This is a genomic window from Prescottella agglutinans, from assembly GCF_004011865.1.
GTDB lineage: Bacteria > Actinomycetota > Actinomycetes > Mycobacteriales > Mycobacteriaceae > Prescottella > Prescottella agglutinans.
Map to the genome: position 1 here is coordinate 112971 of NZ_RKLP01000015.1, position 18884 is coordinate 131854.

The window sequence follows — 18884 nt, forward strand, 5'->3', positions numbered from 1 at the left end:
CCGGTGGCCGGGCGGTCAGTCGACGTCGGCGAGTTCCTCGGCATCGGGTTCCTCGGTGAGTGACGAGATCCCGCGACCGCCGGGTGCCCAGACCCCGAGGACGACGGCGGTGACAAGCATGACGCCGGCGAGGACCATCGACGCCTCCTGCATGCCCTGGAGGAACGATTCCTTGGCGAACTCGGCGAGCTGCTGTCCCTGAGGCCCGGCCAGTTTCGACACCTCGAGGGCGGCGGCGAGAGAGTCGCCGACGGGCTGTTTGGCCGGTTCGGGCACGGCGTCGACCGCAGGGCGAATGTGTTGTCCGTAGCCGGCGGCGAGCACGCTGCCGGCGAGGGCGACACCGATCGCGGCGCCGACCTCCCGGGTCGCGTCGTTGACCGCCGACGCGACTCCCTGCTTGGCGGTCGGGGTGTTCTGGACGATCGCGGTGGTCGCCGGGGCGGTGCACAGGCCGAGTCCGACGGCGGCGATCACCAGTGGCACGGCGACGTCGCGGTAGGTGCTGTCGGCGTCGAGTTGGCCGAGCAGCGCGAGCGAGGCTCCGAGCACGGCCAGGCCGACGAAGGTGAGCACCCGCAGCCCGAACAGCGGGATCAGCAACGGCGCCGCCATCGACAGCGCGAGGACCACCACCGCGATCGGGGCGAGCGCCAGCGCCGACTGCAGTGGCGAGTAGCCCAGCACGAGTTGCAGATGCTGGACGATGAGGAAGAACAGGCCGAACGTCGCGAGGAACTGGAGCGTCAGCGACGCGGCGCCGACGCCGAAGGAGCGGTTGCCGAAGAGTCGGACGTCGAGGAGTGGGTGCTCGGTGCGGGTCTCGACGACCGCGAACACCGCGCCGGCGGCCAGGCCGCCGACGATCGCGGCGAGCACCCACGGGTCGAGCCAACCGCGTTGCGGGGCTTCGATGATGCCGAGCACGAACAGGCCGATCGACGCGGCGCTCAAGACCGCGCCGCGGACGTCGAAGGGGTACGAGTGCTCGTCGCGTGAGGACGGGATGGTGAACGCGAGCACGAAGAGCACGGCCGACGCGACCGCCAGGCCGATGAAGATCGCGTGCCACGACCACTTCTCGAGCAGCAGTCCGGACCCGATCAACCCGGCGATACCGCCCGAACCGGCCACACCCGACCAGATTCCGACGGCCTTGGCGCGTTGTGCGGCAGGGAAACTCGCGGTGAGGATGGACAACGTCGCCGGCATGACGAACGCTGCGCCGACCCCCGCGACCGCCCGGGCGGCGATGATCCACGTCGGTGTGTCGAGGACGATCGGCGACGCGGCGGCGAGTCCGAACACCAGCAGACCGAACACGAGCACCCCGCGCCGGCCGTAGCGGTCGCCGAGCGCGCCGGACGGCAGCAGCAGGCAGGCGAGCGCCAGCGTGTAACCGTCGACGATCCACGTCAGTTGGGACTGGGTGGCGCCGGTGTCGCGGGCGAGGTCGGCGAGCGCGGTGTTGAGCGCGGCCATCGCGGCCACGACCAGCGCGACCGCGGCGCACGATACGGAGAGCGTCCAGATCTGGCCCCGGGTCATCCGGGCGTTCGTTCCCGTGTATTTTCCAGCCATGCGGGCCTCCCCGTAGGAAACAAGACTGCCAGTATCGTAGGTGAACTGATGGTTCTACAAGAGGCGGTGACGGATGGGTACGGATGGCAGGCAAGAGTCGGCTGCCGAGCAGGACCCCCGCAGGGCGCGGTCCCGGGCCCGGCTGCTCGACGCTGCGACGACCCTGCTGGCGAAGGGCGGCACCGAGGCGGTCACCATCGACGCCGTCACCAAGCTCGCCAAGGTGGCACGCGCGACGCTGTACCGACACTTCGACAGCGGCACCGAACTGGTGGCCGCGGCGTTCGGGAAGCTCATGTCACCGGCCCCCGAGGTGGCCGTCTCCGGCGACCTGCGCGAGCAGCTCATAGAACTGTTGACCGTCCAGGCGCGGATGATCGAGGACGCGCCGATGCACATCACCGCGCTGTGCTGGCTGGGGATGGGGCCCGCGCTCGACGACTACTCGAGTGCCTCGGATCTCCAGTCCGACGACCGGAGCGGCCATGACCGGCCCGAGCTCAGGTCGCTGCGCGAACATGTCGTCGTGCAGTACCGGGCGGCGTTCGACCGTGTGCTCGGCTCCGACGAGGCGAAGGCCCGCCTCGGCGACTTCGACTACGACCTTGCGCTCGCACAACTGGTCGGGCCGCTCGTCTTCACGCGGCTGGCGACCCTGGCGCCGCTCGGGCCCGCCGCGTGTGTGCGGATCGTCGACGACTTCCTCGCGGCCCGGGCCGCTGACCGGGGCGAGACGCTCGAAGACCGGACAGCCGTGGAGACCGACGGTACCGTGGCCTGAGTCAGGGATCGAGCGTTTGTCACGAGGGAGGGGCACACGATGATCACGAACGCACTCAACTGGATTCTCAATGTGGTCGGCACCGGTTCGGCCGGCAGCAGCGGCTACCAGATTCCCCAGGGCAGCTTGCCGAACGGCAGCTGACCCTCAGGCGTCCGCACCGGGGCCGGGGCGCAGCGCGAACGCGCGTAGTCGGTTGTAGCCGCGGACCCGGAGCGGGCGCAACGATCTGAGTTCCATGCCCGCGCCCTGCGCGGGGTCCTCCCGCAGGGCCGCGGCCAGGTCCGCGTCGACCAGCACGGTCCCGGGCCGCGCCGCGGTCGTCAGGCGCGCGGCGATGTTCACCACCGCCCCGAACAGGTCACCGAAGCGAACCAGGACGGGGCCGTGCGCGAGCCCCACCCGCAGGTCGGGCAGCCCCGGGTCGCTGCGCGTCGTGTCCTGCAGCGCGAGGGCGATCCGGGCGGCGTCCGCGGCGTGCTCGGCCGCGAACATCACTTCGTCGCCGACGTTCTTGATCACCCACCCGCCGCCCTGGGCGATGACGGCTGTGGTGCGTGATTCGAACTCCTCGAGCAGTGTGCTCAACTCGTCGACGCCGATCCGCCGGGTGAGGCTCGTGTAGCCGACCATGTCGGCGAACCCGACGGCGAGAGTCCGGTGGGTGGTGTCCTCGCCGACGCTGCCGGCCCGACGCGCGGTGGCCGCGGCGAGGTGTCGCCGCCACACGTACGACTGGAGTGCCTCGACGGTGGGCAACAGTTGCGACGTGAGTGTGCCGACCGCGCCGCGCAATGACTCCTCGTCCATGGCGCCCGCGCCGCCGTGCGCGGCCGCCAATCCTTCCGCCAGGCGCGCGTTGAGGACCGCGACCTGCCACTCCGCCAGGCGGGACATCGACTGCCCGAGTGCCCGGGTGGCCGCGACCGCGGCATCCGCGGCGAGGGCGCCGCCGTCGACGAACCCCACGAGTGCCCGCAGTGCGGCGGCGTCGCCGTCGGTGAACATGACGGCGTCCGGGTCGGTGTCGATCGCGAAGCCCATCGACACCCACAGTCGCTGCGCGCGATCCAGCGGAACCCCGGCGAGTTCGGCGACCTGTTCCCTGGTGTAGCGGCGCGGACCGCCCAGCAGCGTCTGCTCGACCTCGGACTGGATGAGGCCGAGCACGGCCGGGTCGAGGTGCTCGGACAGGTCCATGGCAGGCCCCCAATCGGTCTCGACCACCCGCGGATCGACCAGCGGGTCTGCTCTCGGGATGTTTCTACCGCGTCCTGGCCCGCAACGACTGTCGGAGGACTGTGGAAAGGTAGCCGATGCAAGAATTTTCTGTAGGTATTCAGGAGGAACCTCATCATGCCGCCCCGCAGCCGCTCCGGTGTGCCGGATCACCTCACCGCGGAGAACCTCGAAACGCTGGCTGCGGCCGTGGCCGAGGGCAAGCGCGCCACCGTCTATCTGCGCGAGGCCACCCCCAGCCTCGGTATCGACGCCGGTTGCTCGGCGAAAGTCGTTTCGGTGGAAGGGAACACGGTCCTCATTCGCCCGAAGGGGGTCAACGACGAACTCCCGTTCGAGGCGGAGGAACTACGTATGACGCGCACGGCGCCCGAGCCGGTCAAGCCCGCCCGGTCTGCCGCGCCGGCCCCGCGCAAGCCCGCACCGCGCACAGTCGCCCCGGCCCCGGCCCCGGCCCCGGCCCCGGCCCCGGCCCCGGCCCCGGCCGCGACCCCGGCGCCCGCACCTGTTGCCGCGCCGAAGCCTCCCGCCGCACCGAAGTCGGCGGTCGCTCCGACGGCGACCGTGGTTTCGCCGCCGGCCCAGGCGCCCGCACCCGCGTCGTCCGCGCGTCGGGCGAAGAAGCCGCAGGGCGGGGTGAGCGTCACGATCCATGCCGGTCCGGAGAACGAGTGGACGGTCACCGTCGCACACGGCGCGAAGCGTCCGAGCAAGGCTGTTCCCGTCACCCCGGACGCGGTCGACCGCGCGATGCGTGAACTCGGCGAGCCCAGCGCGCTCGAGGCGGTCCAATCGGTCATTACCGCTGCTCGGGAGGCCGCGGAACAGCGAGTTGCCGCATTGGCGCAGGAACTCGAGGACGCCCGTCGGGCACTCGAGGCGCTCGGCGCGACGTCCTAGTCGGCGATTAGGTGACGATCGGATCAAGGCAGCCCGAGGGCTGACTCCCGGGTGGGAAGGTTGCCGTTAGAGTGTCCCGCCACCTCGAGGGTGTGAGCCCCGAGGAGTGCAGGCAACAGGGTTGCGCAGGCATGTGGGCGGTGATCGACCGAATGGCACATTCACAGCGCCAACCGGAGGGTGACATGCTCAAGCGACTTTCCTTGATCTTCGCGGCACTGGCGGTCATCGCCGCCACACTCGGGATCGGAACCGCCACCGCCGCGCCGCCGAAGGCGGTCCTGGGTGGCGGGTCCGGGATCGTGATCGACAACATGTACGAGTGCACGCTCACCACCATCGGGCACGACAACGCCGGCCGACTCGTCGGCATCACGGCCGGGCACTGCGGTGACGCCGGTTCGACGGTCGTCCCCGAGGCGGCTCCCGACGCGGGTGTCGTCGGCCGTTTCGCGGTGTCCAACCACGATTACGACTACGCGGTCATCGAATTCGACCCCGCGAAGGTCATGCCGGTGAACACGATCGGGGAGGTCACCATCACCGGCATCGGTAGCCCCGCCCAGTTCCCGGCGGTCGCCTGTAAGCAGGGACGCACCACCGGGCACACATGCGGCATCGTCTACGGAGACGTGCTGCAGTCGCAGGAGACGTGGACGCAGATGTGCGTCATCGAGGGCGACTCGGGATCCCCGGTCGTCGTCGGAACGACGCTCGTCGCCATGGTGAACGCCTATCTCGGGGTGGCGTGCCTCGGGCCGGAGCTCGGCACCAACATGGTGTCGATCATCAACAACATCAACGCGACAGGCGGCGTCGGGGCGGGCTTCAGGCCTATTTGACGCATCGCCGCCACAGCGTTTTCCGGAACAGGTGCCGGACCCGATCTCGGGTCCGGCACCTTCCGTGTGAAGGCGGAATCCGTCTCGCGGACGTCCTGATCCACCGGAGCCCTGTGCGGCGGGAATCAGCCGCACACGGCGCCGTCGGAGGCGGACCCGACGAGCTTGGTGTACTTGGCCAGGACGCCGCGCGTGTAGCGCGGAGGCAGGGGCTCCCATCCGCTGCGGCGGGCGGCGAGTTCCTTCTCGTCGATCAGCAGGTCGAGGACGCCGTTCGCGACATCCAACCGGATCCGGTCACCGTCGCGGACGAACGCGATCGGCCCGGCGTCCACCGCCTCGGGCGCGACGTGCCCGACGCACAGGCCGGTGGTGCCGCCGGAGAACCGGCCGTCGGTCAGCAGCAGCACGTCCTTGCCGAGCCCGGCGCCCTTGATCGCCGCGGTGATCGCCAGCATCTCCCGCATGCCCGGTCCGCCCTTGGGGCCCTCGTAGCGGATCACGACGACGTCGCCGGCGGTGATGGTGCCGTCCTCGAGGGCGTCCATCGCGGCACGTTCGCGATCGAAAACCCGTGCTGTGCCCTCGAACACGGACGAATCGAACCCGGCGGACTTCACCACGGCGCCGCCGGGGGCGAGCGTGCCCTTCAGGATCGTGATGCCCCCGGTCGGATGGATCGGCGACGTGAGGGCGCGCAGCACCTTCCCGTCCGGGTCGGGCGGCGCGATCGCGGCGAGGTTCTCGGCGAGGGTGCGGCCGGTGACGGTGAGGCAGTCGCCGTGCAGCAGTCCGGCGTCGAGCAGCGACTTCATGATCACCGGGACGCCGCCGATGCGGTCGACGTCGATCATCACGTGCCGGCCGAAGGGCTTGACGTCCGCCAGGTGCGGGACGCGCGCGCCGATGCGGGCGAAGTCGTCGAGCGTGAGCGGCACCTCGGCCTCGTGCGCGATCGCGAGCAGGTGCAGCACCGCATTGGTCGACCCGCCGAACGCCATGACGACCGCGATCGCGTTCTCGAACGCCTCCTTGGTGAGGATGTCGGCGGTGGTGATGCCGCGGCGCAGCAACTCGACCACGGCCTGCCCGCTGCGCCGGGCGAATCCGTCCCGGCGGCGGTCGGTGGCCGGGGGCGCGGCGCTTCCGGGCAGCGACATGCCGAGCGCCTCCGCGGCGCACGCCATCGTGTTCGCGGTGTACATGCCGCCGCACGCGCCCTCGCCGGGGCAGATGGCGCGCTCGATCGCGTCGACGTCCTCGCGGCTCATCAGGCCGCGCGAGCACGCGCCGACCGCCTCGAAGGCGTCGATGATCGTGACTTCCTTCTCGGTGCCGTCGGACAGTTTCGCGACGCCGGGCAGGATCGATCCGGCGTAGAGGAACACGTTGGCGAGGTTCAGGCGCGCGGCCGCCATGAGCATCCCGGGCAGCGACTTGTCGCACCCCGCGAGCAGGACCGACCCGTCGAGCCGTTCGGCCTGCATCACCGTCTCGACGCTGTCGGCGATCACCTCCCGCGACACGAGCGAGAAGTGCATACCCTCGTGCCCCATCGAGATGCCGTCCGAGACGGAGATGGTGCCGAACTCGAGCGGGTAGCCGCCGGCCGCGAATACCCCGTCCTTGCACGCGTCCGCCAACCGGTCGAGGGACAGATTGCACGGGGTGATTTCGTTCCACGACGATCCGATGCCGATCTGCGGCTTGTCCCAGTCGTCGTCCCCCATGCCGACTGCCCGCAGCATGCCGCGCGCGGCCGTCTTCTCGAGCCCGTCGGTGACGTCTCGACTGCGCGGCTTGATGTCCGGTGTGTTCTGCGAGTTGGTCACGGCGCTGCTCCCAACGATCGATCGTCACGGATGGCGTGCTCTGGTCCATGTAACCACCGCACCGCACGTGACGGGACGTCTCCGGTGAAGGAGACGGCCCGTCGATGCCGGGCATACGTCAGGCGAGTTCGGTGGTCGTGGTGAAGCCGCGGTAGCCGTCGGCCGCGATCCGTGCGCACAGGTCGCGGTAGGTGCCGACACCGCCGAGGTACGGCATGAAGATGCGCGGCTTGCCCGGCACGTTGGCGCCCAGGTACCAGGAGTCGGCCCGCATGTACAGGCTGGGCTCCGCGATGGCCGTGACGTGCTCGACCCACTGGTCCTGTGCCTCGGCCGTCGCCTCCGCGAACCGGGCGCCGGTGTTGCGCATGTGGTCGAGGTAGCCGGCCACCCACTCGACGTGCTGTTCGATCGAGACGACCACGTTCGAGAGCACCGACGGGCTGCCGGGCCCGGCCAGGACGAACAGGTTCGGGAACCCGGCGACCGCGACACCGAGGTAGGTGCGCGGGTCCGCCTCCCACGTCTCGCGCAGCGCGACACCGCCGCGTCCGCGGATGTCGATCGCGCCCAGCGCTCCGGTCATCGCGTCGAACCCGGTGGCGTAGACGATCATGTCGAGCTCGTGGACACCGGCGTCGGTGCGGACGCCCTCGGGGACGATCCGCTCGATCGGGGTGGCGCGCAGGTCGACGAGGTCGACGTTCTCGCGGTTGAACGTCTCGTAGTAGTCGGTGCCGATGCACAGACGCTTGGTGCCCAGCGGATAGTCCTGGGGGCACAGTGCCTCCGCCGTGTCGGGGTCGGCGACCGTCGCGCGGATCTTGGCCCTCACGAACTCGGCCGCCGTCTCGTTCGCGTCGGCGTCGAGCATGATGTCGCCGAAGGTGGTCTGAAACGCGATCCCGCCTGCGGCCCAACGGCTCTCGTACTCCTTGGTCCGCACCTCCGGTGCCGTCTCGCGTGCCAGCCCGGCCGGCGGTGGGAGCAACCAGCCGCCGTGGGACTCCCGCAGGCGCTGCCGTCGCGCCGGGTAGTCGGCCTTGATCTCGGCGAGCTCTCCCGGCTCGAGCGGCCGGTTGCGGGCCGGGACGACGAATCCCGGCGTGCGCTGGAACACCGTCAACCGGGCGGCCTCGGCCGCGATCACCGGGATCGCCTGCACCCCCGACGACCCGGTGCCGACGACGCCGACCCGCTTGTCCGTGAAGTCGACGCCCTGCGCGGGCCAGTGCGCGGTGTGGTGGACCTCCCCGGTGAACGTGTCGCGGCCGTCGATGTCGGGAAGGCGTGCGGCCGAGAGCGGCCCGGTCGCCATGACGGCCCAGCGGGCGGTGACCGTGCCGGTACGGCCGTCTCCGGTGGTGGTGCCGACGGTCCACAGCCCGGACCGCTCGTCGAAGTGGGCGGACGTCACGCGGGTGCCGAACGTGATGTCCTCGCGCAGCCCGAACCGATCGGCGACGTGCTCGAGGTAGCGCAGGATCTCCGGCTGCGCGGGGAAGCGTTCGGTCCACTCCCAATCCTGCTGCAACGCGTCGTCGAACGAGTACGAGTAGTCGGCGCTGTCGACGTCGCAGCGCGCACCCGGGTAGCGATTCCAGTACCACGTGCCGCCCACGCCGTCGCCGGCCTCGAACAGCCGCACCGACACTCCGCGTTGCCGAAGGCTGTGCAGCGTGTACAGGCCGGCGAATCCGGCGCCCACGACGACCACGTCGTAGGAGTGCTCAGGAGGCGCGGTGTTCGGCATGGAGGTGACCTCGTTTCGTGGTGGGAGGGGAGGGTGCCAGTAGCATCGGTGCAGGTATCCCGCCGATCGGGCGGGGACGACGGGAGGCAAGGCGAGCGTGGGTGCAGGCGATCCGGACCGGTCCGACAGGCCGACGGTGCTCGACCCCGCGTCGTTGCCGAAGGGGCAGCGGGAGCGTCGTCAGCGCATCATCGATGCGGCCGGCGAGTTGTTGGTGGCCGACGACTTCGAGCGCATCCAGATCCGGGACGTCGCCGACCGTTCGGGGGTCGCCCTCGGAACCGTCTACCGCTACTTCGCGTCCAAGGAGCACCTCTACGCGGCGGTGCTCCGGGACTGGTCGGCGCGCGACCCCATCAAGCACGAAAATGCACCCGACCCCGAACTGCCGCCGTCCGAACGAATCCGGATCCGACTGCACCACTCGGTGCACCGGTTCGAGGAGTACCCGACCTATCTGCGCCTGCAGAACGTGCTGCGCCAGTCCACCGATCCGGTCGTGTGCGCGCTGTTCGCCGAGTTCTCCAGCCAGGCGCTCGCGTCCTATCGGGAGCAGTTGTTCGATCTGCCGGGGGAGGACGCGTCCGACATCGTCGCCATCGTGACCGCGGTGCTGACGCACGAACTGATCCTGTTCGGGCTGGGCCGGCAGGACATCGCGGAGGTCCATCGTCTGCTCGATCGCACGGTGGACCTGGTGTTCGGCCTGGATCCGAAGGGCTGAGACGGCCACCGGCCGAGCGCGAGTCCTCAAGACCCCCAAGCGAAGTCCGAGGATCCCCGGCCCGGAAAGCAAAGCGGGTGTGACCGTTGTCATACGCGAAGACTAGAGTTAGATTCTAGTTCATGACAAGTGGTGTGGAGGAGACCCGAGCAGAACTGGACCCCGCCCTCCGGGCGGTGGCCGACGCGGTGGCGGGATCGGGGTTGCCGCCGATGGTCGAACTCGACCCGGACGGCGCCCGCCTGCGGATCTGCGGCACACTGCAGTCGTGCGCGGCAGGCCCCGAGGTCGACACCGTCACGACGTGCTCCGTGGGTGAGCACGTGACGGTGCGGATCTATCGTCCGCTCGTGCCCCGGCCGGTCGGCACCGTCGTCCATTTCCACGGGGGTGGCTGGGTCACAGGAGATCTCGACTACGCCGACGCGACCTGCCGGGCCATCGCCGACCGGACCGGGGCCGCGGTCGTCAGTGCCGACTATCGACTCGCGCCGGAGGCCCGGTTTCCCGCGGCGGTCGACGACGCGATGGCCGTGTTGCGCTGGCTGGCGGCCGGACCCGCGGGGCTGGATCCGCGAATCGTGGTCACGGGCGACAGCGCCGGCGGAAACCTGGCCGCGGTCTGCGCGCAACTCGCACGCGGCGACGATCGGATCGAACTGGTCGGTCAGGTGCTCGTCTACCCGGTGGTCGACACGGACCTGAGCCGCGCGTCCTACGCCGCCAACTCCGGAATCTTCCTCGGCGCCAGGGAGATGCAGTGGTTCCTCGAGCACTACTGCCCCGACGCGACCGAGTGGACGTCGCCGCTCCTCGCGCCGGTCCGGGCGGCGGACCTGTCGGGTCTGCCGCCCGCGGTGGTGGTGGTCGGTGGCCACGACCCGCTTCTCGACGAGGGGCTCGAGTATGCCGAGCGACTGGTCGCGAGCGGTGTCCCGGTGGAACTGCTGCGGTACCCCACGCTGCCGCACGGGTTCCTGCAGTTCACCGCGGTCTCGCCGGCGTCGGCGACCGCCCTCGGCGAGATCGCGGCCGCCGCGGCGCGGCTTCTCGAAGAGCATTCCGCGCAAGCTGATCCGACATCCGGAGGTGCTCATGCATGACCTGGTGATCCGGGGCGGTCTCGTGGTCGACGGAACCGGTGCGGCCCCGCGCACCGCCGACGTCGCCGTCGACGACGGCCGCACCACGACGGTGGGCGAGGTGCCCGGTGCCGGACGTCGCGAGATCGACGCCACCGGCAGGCTCGTCACCCCGGGGTTCGTCGACATCCACACGCACTACGACGGGCAGGTGACGTGGGATCCGCTGCTGACACCGTCGTCGCTGCACGGTGTCACCACCGTGGTCATGGGCAACTGCGGGGTCGGGTTCGCCCCCGTCGAGCACGACCAGCGCGACTGGTTGATCAGCCTGATGGAGGGGGTCGAAGACATTCCCGGAACCGTTCTGGCCGAGGGGATGACGTGGAACTGGGAGACGTTCCCCGAGTATCTCGACGCGATCGACACCCCGCACGCCATCGACTTCGCGGCGCAGTTGCCGCACGGCGCCCTACGTACCTACGTGATGGGTCGTCGCGGCGGCGACCACCGGGCGCGGCCGACCGAGGACGAGATGGAGCGTATGTGCGACATCGTGGCCGAGGCGGTCGAGGCCGGCGCGCTGGGCTGGTCCACGTCGCGTTCCGCGGTGCACAGGGCGTCGGACGGTTCACCTACGCCGAGTCTCACGGCGTCGCGCGACGAACTGACCGGCATGGCGCGCGGTCTCGCGAAGGCCGGGGCCGGCGTCATCGACTTCATCTCCGACTTCATGGACGAGCCGGAGGAAATGGAGTTCGTCGGCGCGATCGTGGAGGCCGCGCAACGTCCGATGTCGGTGTCGGTGGTGCAGAGTGAGCGAGCGCCCGACAAGTGGCGCAGCCTGCTCGACGGGCTGGCGGAAGTATCTGCGAAGCAGAACATTCCGATCACCGGCCAGGTGGCGCCCCGTGCGGTCGGCGTCATGCTCGGCTGGGAGCTCAGCTGGCATCCGTTCATGGCGTATCCCGGCTACCGGGTCCTAGCGGACCTGGCGCCGGCGGAGCGGGTGGAACAGTTGCGCCGTCCGGAGGTGCGGGCGGCTCTCCTCGCGGAGAAGCCCGAGACCGACAGCGAGTTCGTCGAGCGTCTCTCGACACGGTTCGACCAGGTGTATCTGCTCGGTGACCCCCCGAACTACGAACCGGGGGTGGATGACTCCGTCGCGGCCATGGCGACACGGTCCGGGGTGAGCCCCGCCGAGGTCGCGTACGACGCGATGATGGAGCAGGACGGCCGCGGCCTGCTGTACTTTCCGATGCTGAACTACGCGGCCGGCAATCTCGACGCCGTCCGGGAAATGCTCGCGCGGACCGACACCGTGCCGGCCCTCGGCGACGGCGGTGCGCACTGCGGCGCCATCTGTGACGCCAGCTTCCCTACCACGCTCCTGACTCACTGGGGCCGCGATCGGCAGGGCGACGGTCGATTCCCCGTGGAGTGGTTGGTGAAGCGGCACACCGCCGACACCGCCGCCGTGGTCGGGTTGCTCGATCGCGGCCAGGTGTGCGTCGGTTACCGGGCCGACCTCAACGTGATCGACTTCGATCGCCTCACGGTCGATCGGCCCGAGGTGCTCTACGACCTCCCGACCGGGGGACGACGCCTGATGCAGACCGCCACCGGATACGTCGCGACCGTGGTGGCCGGCGAAGTGGTGTTCGAGCACGGTGAGCACACCGGCGTGCTGCCGGGCCGCTTGGTCCGGGGCGCGCGGCCGGCGCCTCCGGCGGCCGCGACCACCTGATCCGCGATCACCCGAACGAGAAAGTCCCCGTCACTCGCCGAGTGACGGGGACTTCCTGCCTGCACAGGATCAGTTCTTCTTGAATGCCTTGTCGAACAGGATGATTCCGTCGACGCTCGGGTTGGCGCGGTACACGTCGTCCGACCACGCGATGTAGTTGACGCCGGCACCCCACGAGAGGAACGGCTGATCGGTGTTCACGAGCTTCTGGATGTCCACGATCGAGGCGCGCTTGGCCGTGTCGTCCGGTGCCGAGAGCACCTTGCCGAGCAGCTCGTCCATCTGCGGGCTCTTGTAGCCGAGGATGTTGTTCGTCGACGTGCTGGACAGCGCGCTGAACAGCCGGATCTCGGGCGCGACGTCCGAGACGCTGTAGGCGCTGTAGGCCATGTCGTAGTTGCGGTCGATGTAGAGCCGCTTGACCATGTCCGTGATGCTGCTCGTGGACTCCAGCGACACATCGAACCCGATGGCGTTCATCTGGGCCTGAACGGCGAGTGCCATCTGCTGCGCGTCGGGATCGTTGACGCCGACGTAGGTGATCTTGCCGTCGAAGCCGTCAGCCTTGGCTTGGTCGAGCAGTTCCTTGGCCTTCGCCGGGTCCGGGGTGATTCCGGTGGTGTCGCCGAACCACTGGGACCACGGCTGGAACAGGTCGGTTCCGGGCATGCCCTCGCCGGCACGCACGCGCTGGTTCAGGACCTCGGGATCGACGGCGTAGGCGATCGCCTGGCGGACACGCGGATCGGCCGCCGGGCGCCCGGGTGCTTCGTTGAGCTGACCGACCATCGACATGCTCACTGTTTCGATGTAGCCGGGGAACTCGGCCTTGGCGGCGTTCACGGTCGCCGCGTTGCGGAGGTAGACCATGTCGACGCCGTTGGTCTTCAGGGCGTCGATCTTGGGCTGCTCACCGGCGATGGCGACGAACTTCAGGCCCTCGAGGTTCGGTGCGCCGCCCCAGTAGTCCGGGCGGGCCTTGAGCTGGAGTTCCTGCTGCGGCTGCAGGCTGACGACCGTGAACGGCCCGGCCCCGATCGGGGTGAACTTGTCGCCCTGCTGGGAGGACGGCGCGACGATCATGCCGTGGCCGTAGGCCAGCATCGCGGGGAACGTGCGCCACGGCTGCTTGAGGGTGAAGACGACTGTCGACGGATCCTGCGCCACGTTGCTCGCCACCATCTGGGTGTACACCTGCGAGTTGCCACCGCGCCGCTGGTTGTACCGGTTGATGCTCGCCACGACGGCGTCCGCGTCGAGCGGAGACCCGTCGCTGAACGTCACGCCGTCCCGGAGCTTCAGGGTCCAGGTCAGGTGGTCGGCGCTCTCCTCGAACGACTTCGCCAGCTGCGGCTGGAAGCTCTGCGACGCGGTGTCGTAGCGCATCAGCACGTCGTACACCGCCGCCATCTCGGTGCCGCCGGTCGCTCCCGCGGGCTGCGTCACCGTCGGATCCAGACTCGTCACCGGCGCGTACGACGCGAAGCTCAGGGTGCCGCCGGACACCGGCGTGCCGCCGTCGCCCTGGTCGCCGAGGACGCCGTACGCGGTCGTCGTCGGTCCGGACGAGCTGTCCTGGCTGTCGCCTTCGGCGTTGGCGCAGCCGGCGAGGGCGACGGCGCCGACCGCGACCATCGCCAACATCCGGCCGACCCTGCTCGAATACTTACTCATGAAGCAACCTCCACGGTTCGGGGTTGACGCCCGCGCTGTCGGTACGGGCTGAAGTGCGCGTCCGCCTGATCGAGTTGATTTCTCGGGCCCCGACAGGGCAGAGCGCCCGGTCGCCGAGTGCTGACGGCCACGGCGCTCACCGCCGATCGGTCCGTTGCAGACTCGGACTCTAACCGGACCGACTGCTGTCCACAAGGACCCAGGCGATTCGGTGATTCCACACTGTCGCAGAGGTATTCGGCCGCGTCTCGGACAGCGGTGTCGAACCCGCCCGGGGGTGCTCCAGTCTGTCGAACAGTTGACCGGCCCAATCCGTGCGAAACGCTTGTGGAATTGAGAAATGCGTCCTAGATTGTCGGGACGCGGGTTTGTATAGACAAAGTCCTCGCCGCGTTTTCGCAGGTCGCCGGCTCTTCCGGGCGGGTGCGTGCGGCAGCGACGAGGGCAACCGGCACCGAGGCGGGAGGGTTCACGTGATGTACCAGGGAGTGCGTTCGTTACCCGTCTCCGGAGACGTGCGGAGAGCCCCTGGGCCGTGACGGATCCGCAGCATGTGATCCTCGCTCAGGAACTGATCGCGCGGATCAAGGCAGGAGAGTTCCAGGTGGGGGACAGGTTGCCCACCGAGCTCGAACTGTGCGAGAGCCGTTCGCTGGCCCGCGGGACGGTGCGGCAGGCGCTCAAGCATCTCGAGGACGCTGGACTGATCAGTCGACGGCGGGGTGCGGGCACCACTGTCGCCGCGCCACCACCACTCGACGGGTATCAGGCGTTCGTCACCAGCAGGGCCGAGATGCTCGCCTTCGTGCAGCACACGATGATTCGGGATCCCGAGTCCAATATCGTTGTGGCGGAGATGGATCTGGCCCAACGGCTCGGCGTACCCGTCGGCAGTGAGTGGTACTGCGTGTCCGGCGCACGTGAGGTACGTGGATCGGCGGGTACGCCGGTCTGCTGGAGTGAGCTGTACCTGAAAGCGGACCTCCCTCATCGACGAATGTTGCTGACTGGGCGGTTCGACATCGTCAACCTCGTGCGGCAGCGTATCGAGCAGGAGGTCGCGGCGGAGACCGTCGCGCCCGCCATTGCTAGTGCACTCGGTGTCGAAAAGGCGAGTGCGGCACTGGTTGTCGTTCATCGACACTTCAACTCGATCGACGTCCTGGAGGCGGTGGGAGTGCACACGCACCCTGCCGACCGATACCGCGTCGCTACCTCCGTCGGGTCGTCGATCGCTCCGATCTAACCCTACCGATGAGTTCGCTCGGGCGGTCGCCGGACCGTTCGGAAAGCTACTGGGCAGTACTTTCGGCCGAATACTGACATGAATTCTATTGTGAGCTAGCCTCTTCGAATCACCGTGTGACGCACATCTCAGGAGGGTCGAGTGGTCGATTGTTCGGCAGCCAGTCCGCTTGTGGACGGGCAGCATCCCGACCGGATCTACCTGGGCGGCGTCGTGCGGACCATGCAGGGAGTGGGACGTGCATCGGCCTTCGCGGTCCGTGACGGACGGTTCGTCGCGGTCGGATCCGATGCGGAGATCCGCGCGCTGGCGGGTCCCGGCACGGGAACGGTCGATCTGGGCGGTCGAGTGGTGCTTCCGGGATTCATCGAAACCCATGTACACCCGCACATGTCGGGTGCGAGCAGTCTTGACGTGGATGCCGGAGTGGAGGCCTGCCCGGACATCGAATCGCTCATCGGTGCGCTGGCCGCCCGTGCCGCGACCACGGCACCGGGAGAGGCGGTCCGCGCCTCGGGGTTCGACGACAGCCTCGTCGTGGAGGATCGGGGGCTGACCTCGGCGGACCTCGACCGCGCCGACGCCGGCCGTCCGATCGTGGTACGGCACCTGTCCGGGCACGGTGTGTACGTCAACTCGTTCGTCATGCGGTCCAAGGGAATCGACCGGAACACGCCGGATCCCGAAGGTGGTGTCATCGTCCGCGACGCGGCGGGAGATCCCACTGGGGAGTTCCGCGAGATCCCGGCCATGCGCCTGGTGGTCGATCCCAGCGAGACGATGCCGGCTCCCGACGAACTCGACGATTCGCTCCGTCGCGCACTGGCACGAATGGCATCCGTGGGTGTCACGAGTTTCCACGACATGTTCGTCACCCCCGTGATGGCGGACTCGTACCGTCGACTGCGCGCGTCGGGAGAGCTGATCCTCCGGGGTCGGTTGTACGCGGGCTTCGGCATGCTCGACGGATTCGACGTCGGTGACACGGCCGCAGTGGAGGACGACGACGTCCTGAGTGTCGGTGGCGTGAAACTGATCTCGGACGGATCGATCCAGCTGCACACGGGTGCGCTCTCGGAGCCCTATCACGACCTGGGGGGTTGCCACTGCGGTGACATGGCGATACCTCCCGGTGACCTCGATGCGATGGTGGCCGGGTGCCACGCCGCCGGACGGCAGGTGGCGATCCACACGAACGGCGACCGTGCCATCGACCTCGCGCTCGACGCGATCGAGAAGGCCACGGCGGCATCGGGGGGTGCCGGTCTTCCGCAGCCCGGACTGCAGCACCGCCTCGAACACGTCCAGACGCTGCGCGAGGACCAGATCCTGCGGATGCGGGAACTCGGTGTCGCGGCCTCGGTTTTCGTCAACCACGTCTACTACTGGGGTGATCGGCACCGGGATCGTTTCCTGGGACCGCTGCGCGGCAGCAGGATCAGCCCGCTCGCGTCGATCGCGGCATCGGAGTTGCAGTTCGCACTGCACTGCGACAGCCCCGTCACGCCGGTCGATCCGCTGTTCACCATCCACACCGCCGTCAACCGTGTCACGCGTGGCGGACGGGTGCTGGGGCCGGAGCAGCGGGTCGACGCTCCGACGGCGCTCGCCGGGTACACGACCTCGGCAGCCCGCGTCGGCGCGGAGAGCGCCGTGAAGGGTGCGATCGCCCCGGGCATGCTGGCGGACTTCGTAGTTCTCGGGGCCGACCCGCTCACCTGTGATCCGTCGGCGATCAAGGACATCGAGGTGCTCGCGACCGTCGTCGGCGACCGCGTCGTATACGCGGCCGACCGCGATCTCGGCTCGGCTATCGACGGATCTCACGAAGGAAGGTGCGCATGAAGCGATCGACACTTGCCCGTATCGGAACGATGTTCACCGCGTTGACCGCCACGACCGTGCTGCTGGCCGGGTGCGCGGGTGGTTCGGGCTCGGCGACCGATGCGTCGGATGTCACGACCGGGCTGGTCGGCGAGCAGGCCGACGGTGGCGATCCGGTGTCGGGCGGGATGCTGTCGTACGCGACGTACAACGGTGTCAGCAGCCTGGATCCGGCGGACCGGCAGGACGGCGGCGCGACCGGTGGCAGTGAGATGGCCGCGATCTACGACCTCCTGATGCGCTACGACCCGGAGTCGAAGGAGTACCAGCCGCAGCTGGCGCAGGCGTTGACGCCGAACGGCGACAACACCGTCTGGACGCTGAAGCTGCGTGACGGTGCGAAGTTCAGCGACGGCACCGCGGTCGACGCGGCGGCGGTGCAGTGGAGCATCAACCACTACCTGGAGAAGAAGGGCACCCACACGCAGGTGTGGAAGGCGTCGGTCGCCGACGTCTCCTCGCCCGACCCGTCGACGGTGGTGTTCACGCTCGAGCAGCCGTGGAACGAATTCCCGATCCTGTTCACCACCGGTCCGGGCATGATCGTGGCGCCGTCGTCGATGGCGAGCGGCAAGTTCGCCGCGGTCGGCGCCGGCCCGTTCGCGGTGGAGAAGTTCGCGTCGCAGGACGAGTTGGTGCTCGCCGCGAACCCCGGCTACTGGAACGGGAAGCCGCACCTGGACAAGCTGCGCTTCCCGGCGATCGTGAGCGAGCAGGCCAAGCTGGACGCGCTGCACACCGGCGGCATCCAGGCCGCCTACCTGCGTAATGCCGAGGTGGTGCACAACGCGCTCGAGGCCGGCGACGTCGGGTACGTCTACACCACGGACATGGGTGGTGTCGGCAATATCAACCAGCGGGAGGGCCGGGCGGCGTCCGACGAGCGCGTGCGCAAGGCGATCGTCGCGGCGTTCAACCCGGAGACGTTCAACCAGCGGGTCGAGGGCGGCTTCGGTATGCCGGGCAGCGACATGTTCCAGTCCTGGTCGCAGTGGCACGGTGACGTCGCCGGTGCGGGCTACGACCCGGAGGCCGCGAAGAAGTACCTCGCCGAGGCGAAGGCCGACGGCTACGACGGCAAGCTCACGTACGTCGGGCTCAACGATCCGGCGACGCAGCAGAGCGGGCTCGCGTTCCAATCCATGTTGCAGGCAGTCGGGTTCACCGTCGACATCGTCAACACGACGAGCATCAACGATCTGGTGAAGACCATGTACGTGCAGCACGACTACGACATCGGGTACGCGGGCTTCAACATCCTCGAGGAGTCCCCGTTCGTGCGCATGTACGGCAACTTCTACAGCGAGTCGACGTCGAACGTCCTCGGCTACAAGAACCCCGAGATGGACACCCTGCTCGGCAAGCTGCAGACCGCACCGAGCGATGACGAACGCCGCAAGGTCCTCGAGGACATCCAGACCGTCGTGAACGACACCGCACCGGTGATCGTCGTCAACGCCGGTAAGTACTTCATCCCGTGGAGCGCGAATGCGCACGGGATCACCCCCAGTGCGGACGGGATCATGCTCTTCGGAAATGCCTGGCTCGCTTCCGATTCCGCGTCCTAGAACCTGATCCACCGCAACACTGAAGTTTGGG

At 68.9% G+C, this 18884-nt stretch carries 14 protein-coding genes; 9 read left to right on the forward strand and 5 right to left on the reverse strand.

The genetic code is table 11. The annotated features are described in order from the left end of the window. Nucleotides 1–15: 15 nt before the first annotated feature. Nucleotides 16–1581, reverse strand: a complete 1566-nt coding sequence (locus EGT67_RS24135; RefSeq protein ID WP_127918641.1) for an MFS transporter — start codon at nucleotides 1579–1581, stop codon at nucleotides 16–18. 73 nt (nucleotides 1582–1654) lie between these two features. On the opposite strand from EGT67_RS24135, the gene EGT67_RS24140 reads away from it, so the two are divergent. After that, nucleotides 1655–2362: a TetR/AcrR family transcriptional regulator gene (locus tag EGT67_RS24140; RefSeq protein ID WP_127918642.1), complete on the forward strand. Its 708-nt coding sequence runs from the start codon at nucleotides 1655–1657 to the stop codon at nucleotides 2360–2362. A 147-nt stretch (nucleotides 2363–2509) separates the two neighbouring features. On the opposite strand, the gene EGT67_RS24145 is transcribed toward EGT67_RS24140, so the two are convergent. Beyond that, nucleotides 2510–3562, reverse strand: a complete 1053-nt coding sequence (locus tag EGT67_RS24145; protein ID WP_127918643.1) for an adenylate/guanylate cyclase domain-containing protein — start codon at nucleotides 3560–3562, stop codon at nucleotides 2510–2512. A 156-nt stretch (nucleotides 3563–3718) separates the two neighbouring features. Here EGT67_RS24145 and EGT67_RS24150 point away from each other — a divergent pair, with 156 nt between their 5' ends. Both EGT67_RS24150 and EGT67_RS24155 read left to right on the forward strand, forming a co-directional pair. Continuing rightward, complete coding sequence (locus EGT67_RS24150) at nucleotides 3719–4501, forward strand: DUF6319 family protein (RefSeq protein WP_127918644.1); 783 nt, start codon at nucleotides 3719–3721, stop codon at nucleotides 4499–4501. A 185-nt stretch (nucleotides 4502–4686) separates the two neighbouring features. Then, nucleotides 4687–5343 (forward strand): S1 family peptidase, encoded by a 657-nt coding sequence (locus tag EGT67_RS24155; RefSeq protein WP_127918645.1) that lies wholly within the window; start codon nucleotides 4687–4689, stop codon nucleotides 5341–5343. A gap of 125 nt (nucleotides 5344–5468) precedes the next feature. Here EGT67_RS24155 and ilvD read toward each other — a convergent pair whose 3' ends face one another. Both ilvD and EGT67_RS24165 read right to left on the reverse strand, forming a co-directional pair. After that, nucleotides 5469–7175 carry a dihydroxy-acid dehydratase gene (gene ilvD, locus EGT67_RS24160; protein ID WP_206612482.1) on the reverse strand — a complete coding sequence of 569 codons (1707 nt, stop codon included), beginning with the start codon at nucleotides 7173–7175 and terminating at the stop codon, nucleotides 5469–5471. A 118-nt stretch (nucleotides 7176–7293) separates the two neighbouring features. Beyond that, nucleotides 7294–8928 carry a flavin-containing monooxygenase gene (locus EGT67_RS24165; RefSeq protein WP_127918647.1) on the reverse strand — a complete coding sequence of 545 codons (1635 nt, stop codon included), beginning with the start codon at nucleotides 8926–8928 and terminating at the stop codon, nucleotides 7294–7296. 97 nt (nucleotides 8929–9025) lie between these two features. On the opposite strand from EGT67_RS24165, the gene EGT67_RS24170 reads away from it, so the two are divergent. From EGT67_RS24170 to EGT67_RS24180, 3 genes are all read left to right on the forward strand, one after another. Next, nucleotides 9026–9652, forward strand: a complete 627-nt coding sequence (locus EGT67_RS24170) for a TetR/AcrR family transcriptional regulator (RefSeq protein ID WP_127918648.1) — start codon at nucleotides 9026–9028, stop codon at nucleotides 9650–9652. A 122-nt stretch (nucleotides 9653–9774) separates the two neighbouring features. Then, nucleotides 9775–10755, forward strand: a complete 981-nt coding sequence (locus EGT67_RS24175; protein ID WP_241566221.1) for an alpha/beta hydrolase — start codon at nucleotides 9775–9777, stop codon at nucleotides 10753–10755. Continuing rightward, nucleotides 10748–12481 carry an N-acyl-D-amino-acid deacylase family protein gene (locus EGT67_RS24180; protein ID WP_127918649.1) on the forward strand — a complete coding sequence of 578 codons (1734 nt, stop codon included), beginning with the start codon at nucleotides 10748–10750 and terminating at the stop codon, nucleotides 12479–12481. Before EGT67_RS24175 ends, EGT67_RS24180 begins: the two co-directional genes overlap by 8 nt. Before the next feature lie 69 nt (nucleotides 12482–12550). Here EGT67_RS24180 and EGT67_RS24185 read toward each other — a convergent pair whose 3' ends face one another. Next, nucleotides 12551–14155, reverse strand: coding sequence for an ABC transporter substrate-binding protein (locus tag EGT67_RS24185; RefSeq protein WP_127918650.1), 1605 nt, complete (start codon nucleotides 14153–14155; stop codon nucleotides 12551–12553). Between the two features lie 535 nt (nucleotides 14156–14690). Here EGT67_RS24185 and EGT67_RS24190 point away from each other — a divergent pair. The 3 genes from EGT67_RS24190 (at nucleotide 14691) to EGT67_RS24200 (ending at nucleotide 18853) form a co-directional block, all read left to right on the forward strand. Then, nucleotides 14691–15401 carry a GntR family transcriptional regulator gene (locus EGT67_RS24190; protein ID WP_127918651.1) on the forward strand — a complete coding sequence of 237 codons (711 nt, stop codon included), beginning with the start codon at nucleotides 14691–14693 and terminating at the stop codon, nucleotides 15399–15401. Nucleotides 15402–15623: 222 nt separating this feature from the next. Then, nucleotides 15624–17246, forward strand: coding sequence for an amidohydrolase (locus tag EGT67_RS24195; protein WP_127918672.1), 1623 nt, complete (start codon nucleotides 15624–15626; stop codon nucleotides 17244–17246). Further along, nucleotides 17243–18853 (forward strand): ABC transporter substrate-binding protein, encoded by a 1611-nt coding sequence (locus EGT67_RS24200; RefSeq protein ID WP_127918652.1) that lies wholly within the window; start codon nucleotides 17243–17245, stop codon nucleotides 18851–18853. The genes EGT67_RS24195 and EGT67_RS24200 overlap by 4 nt, the downstream gene beginning before the upstream one ends. Nucleotides 18854–18884: the final 31 nt, after the last annotated feature.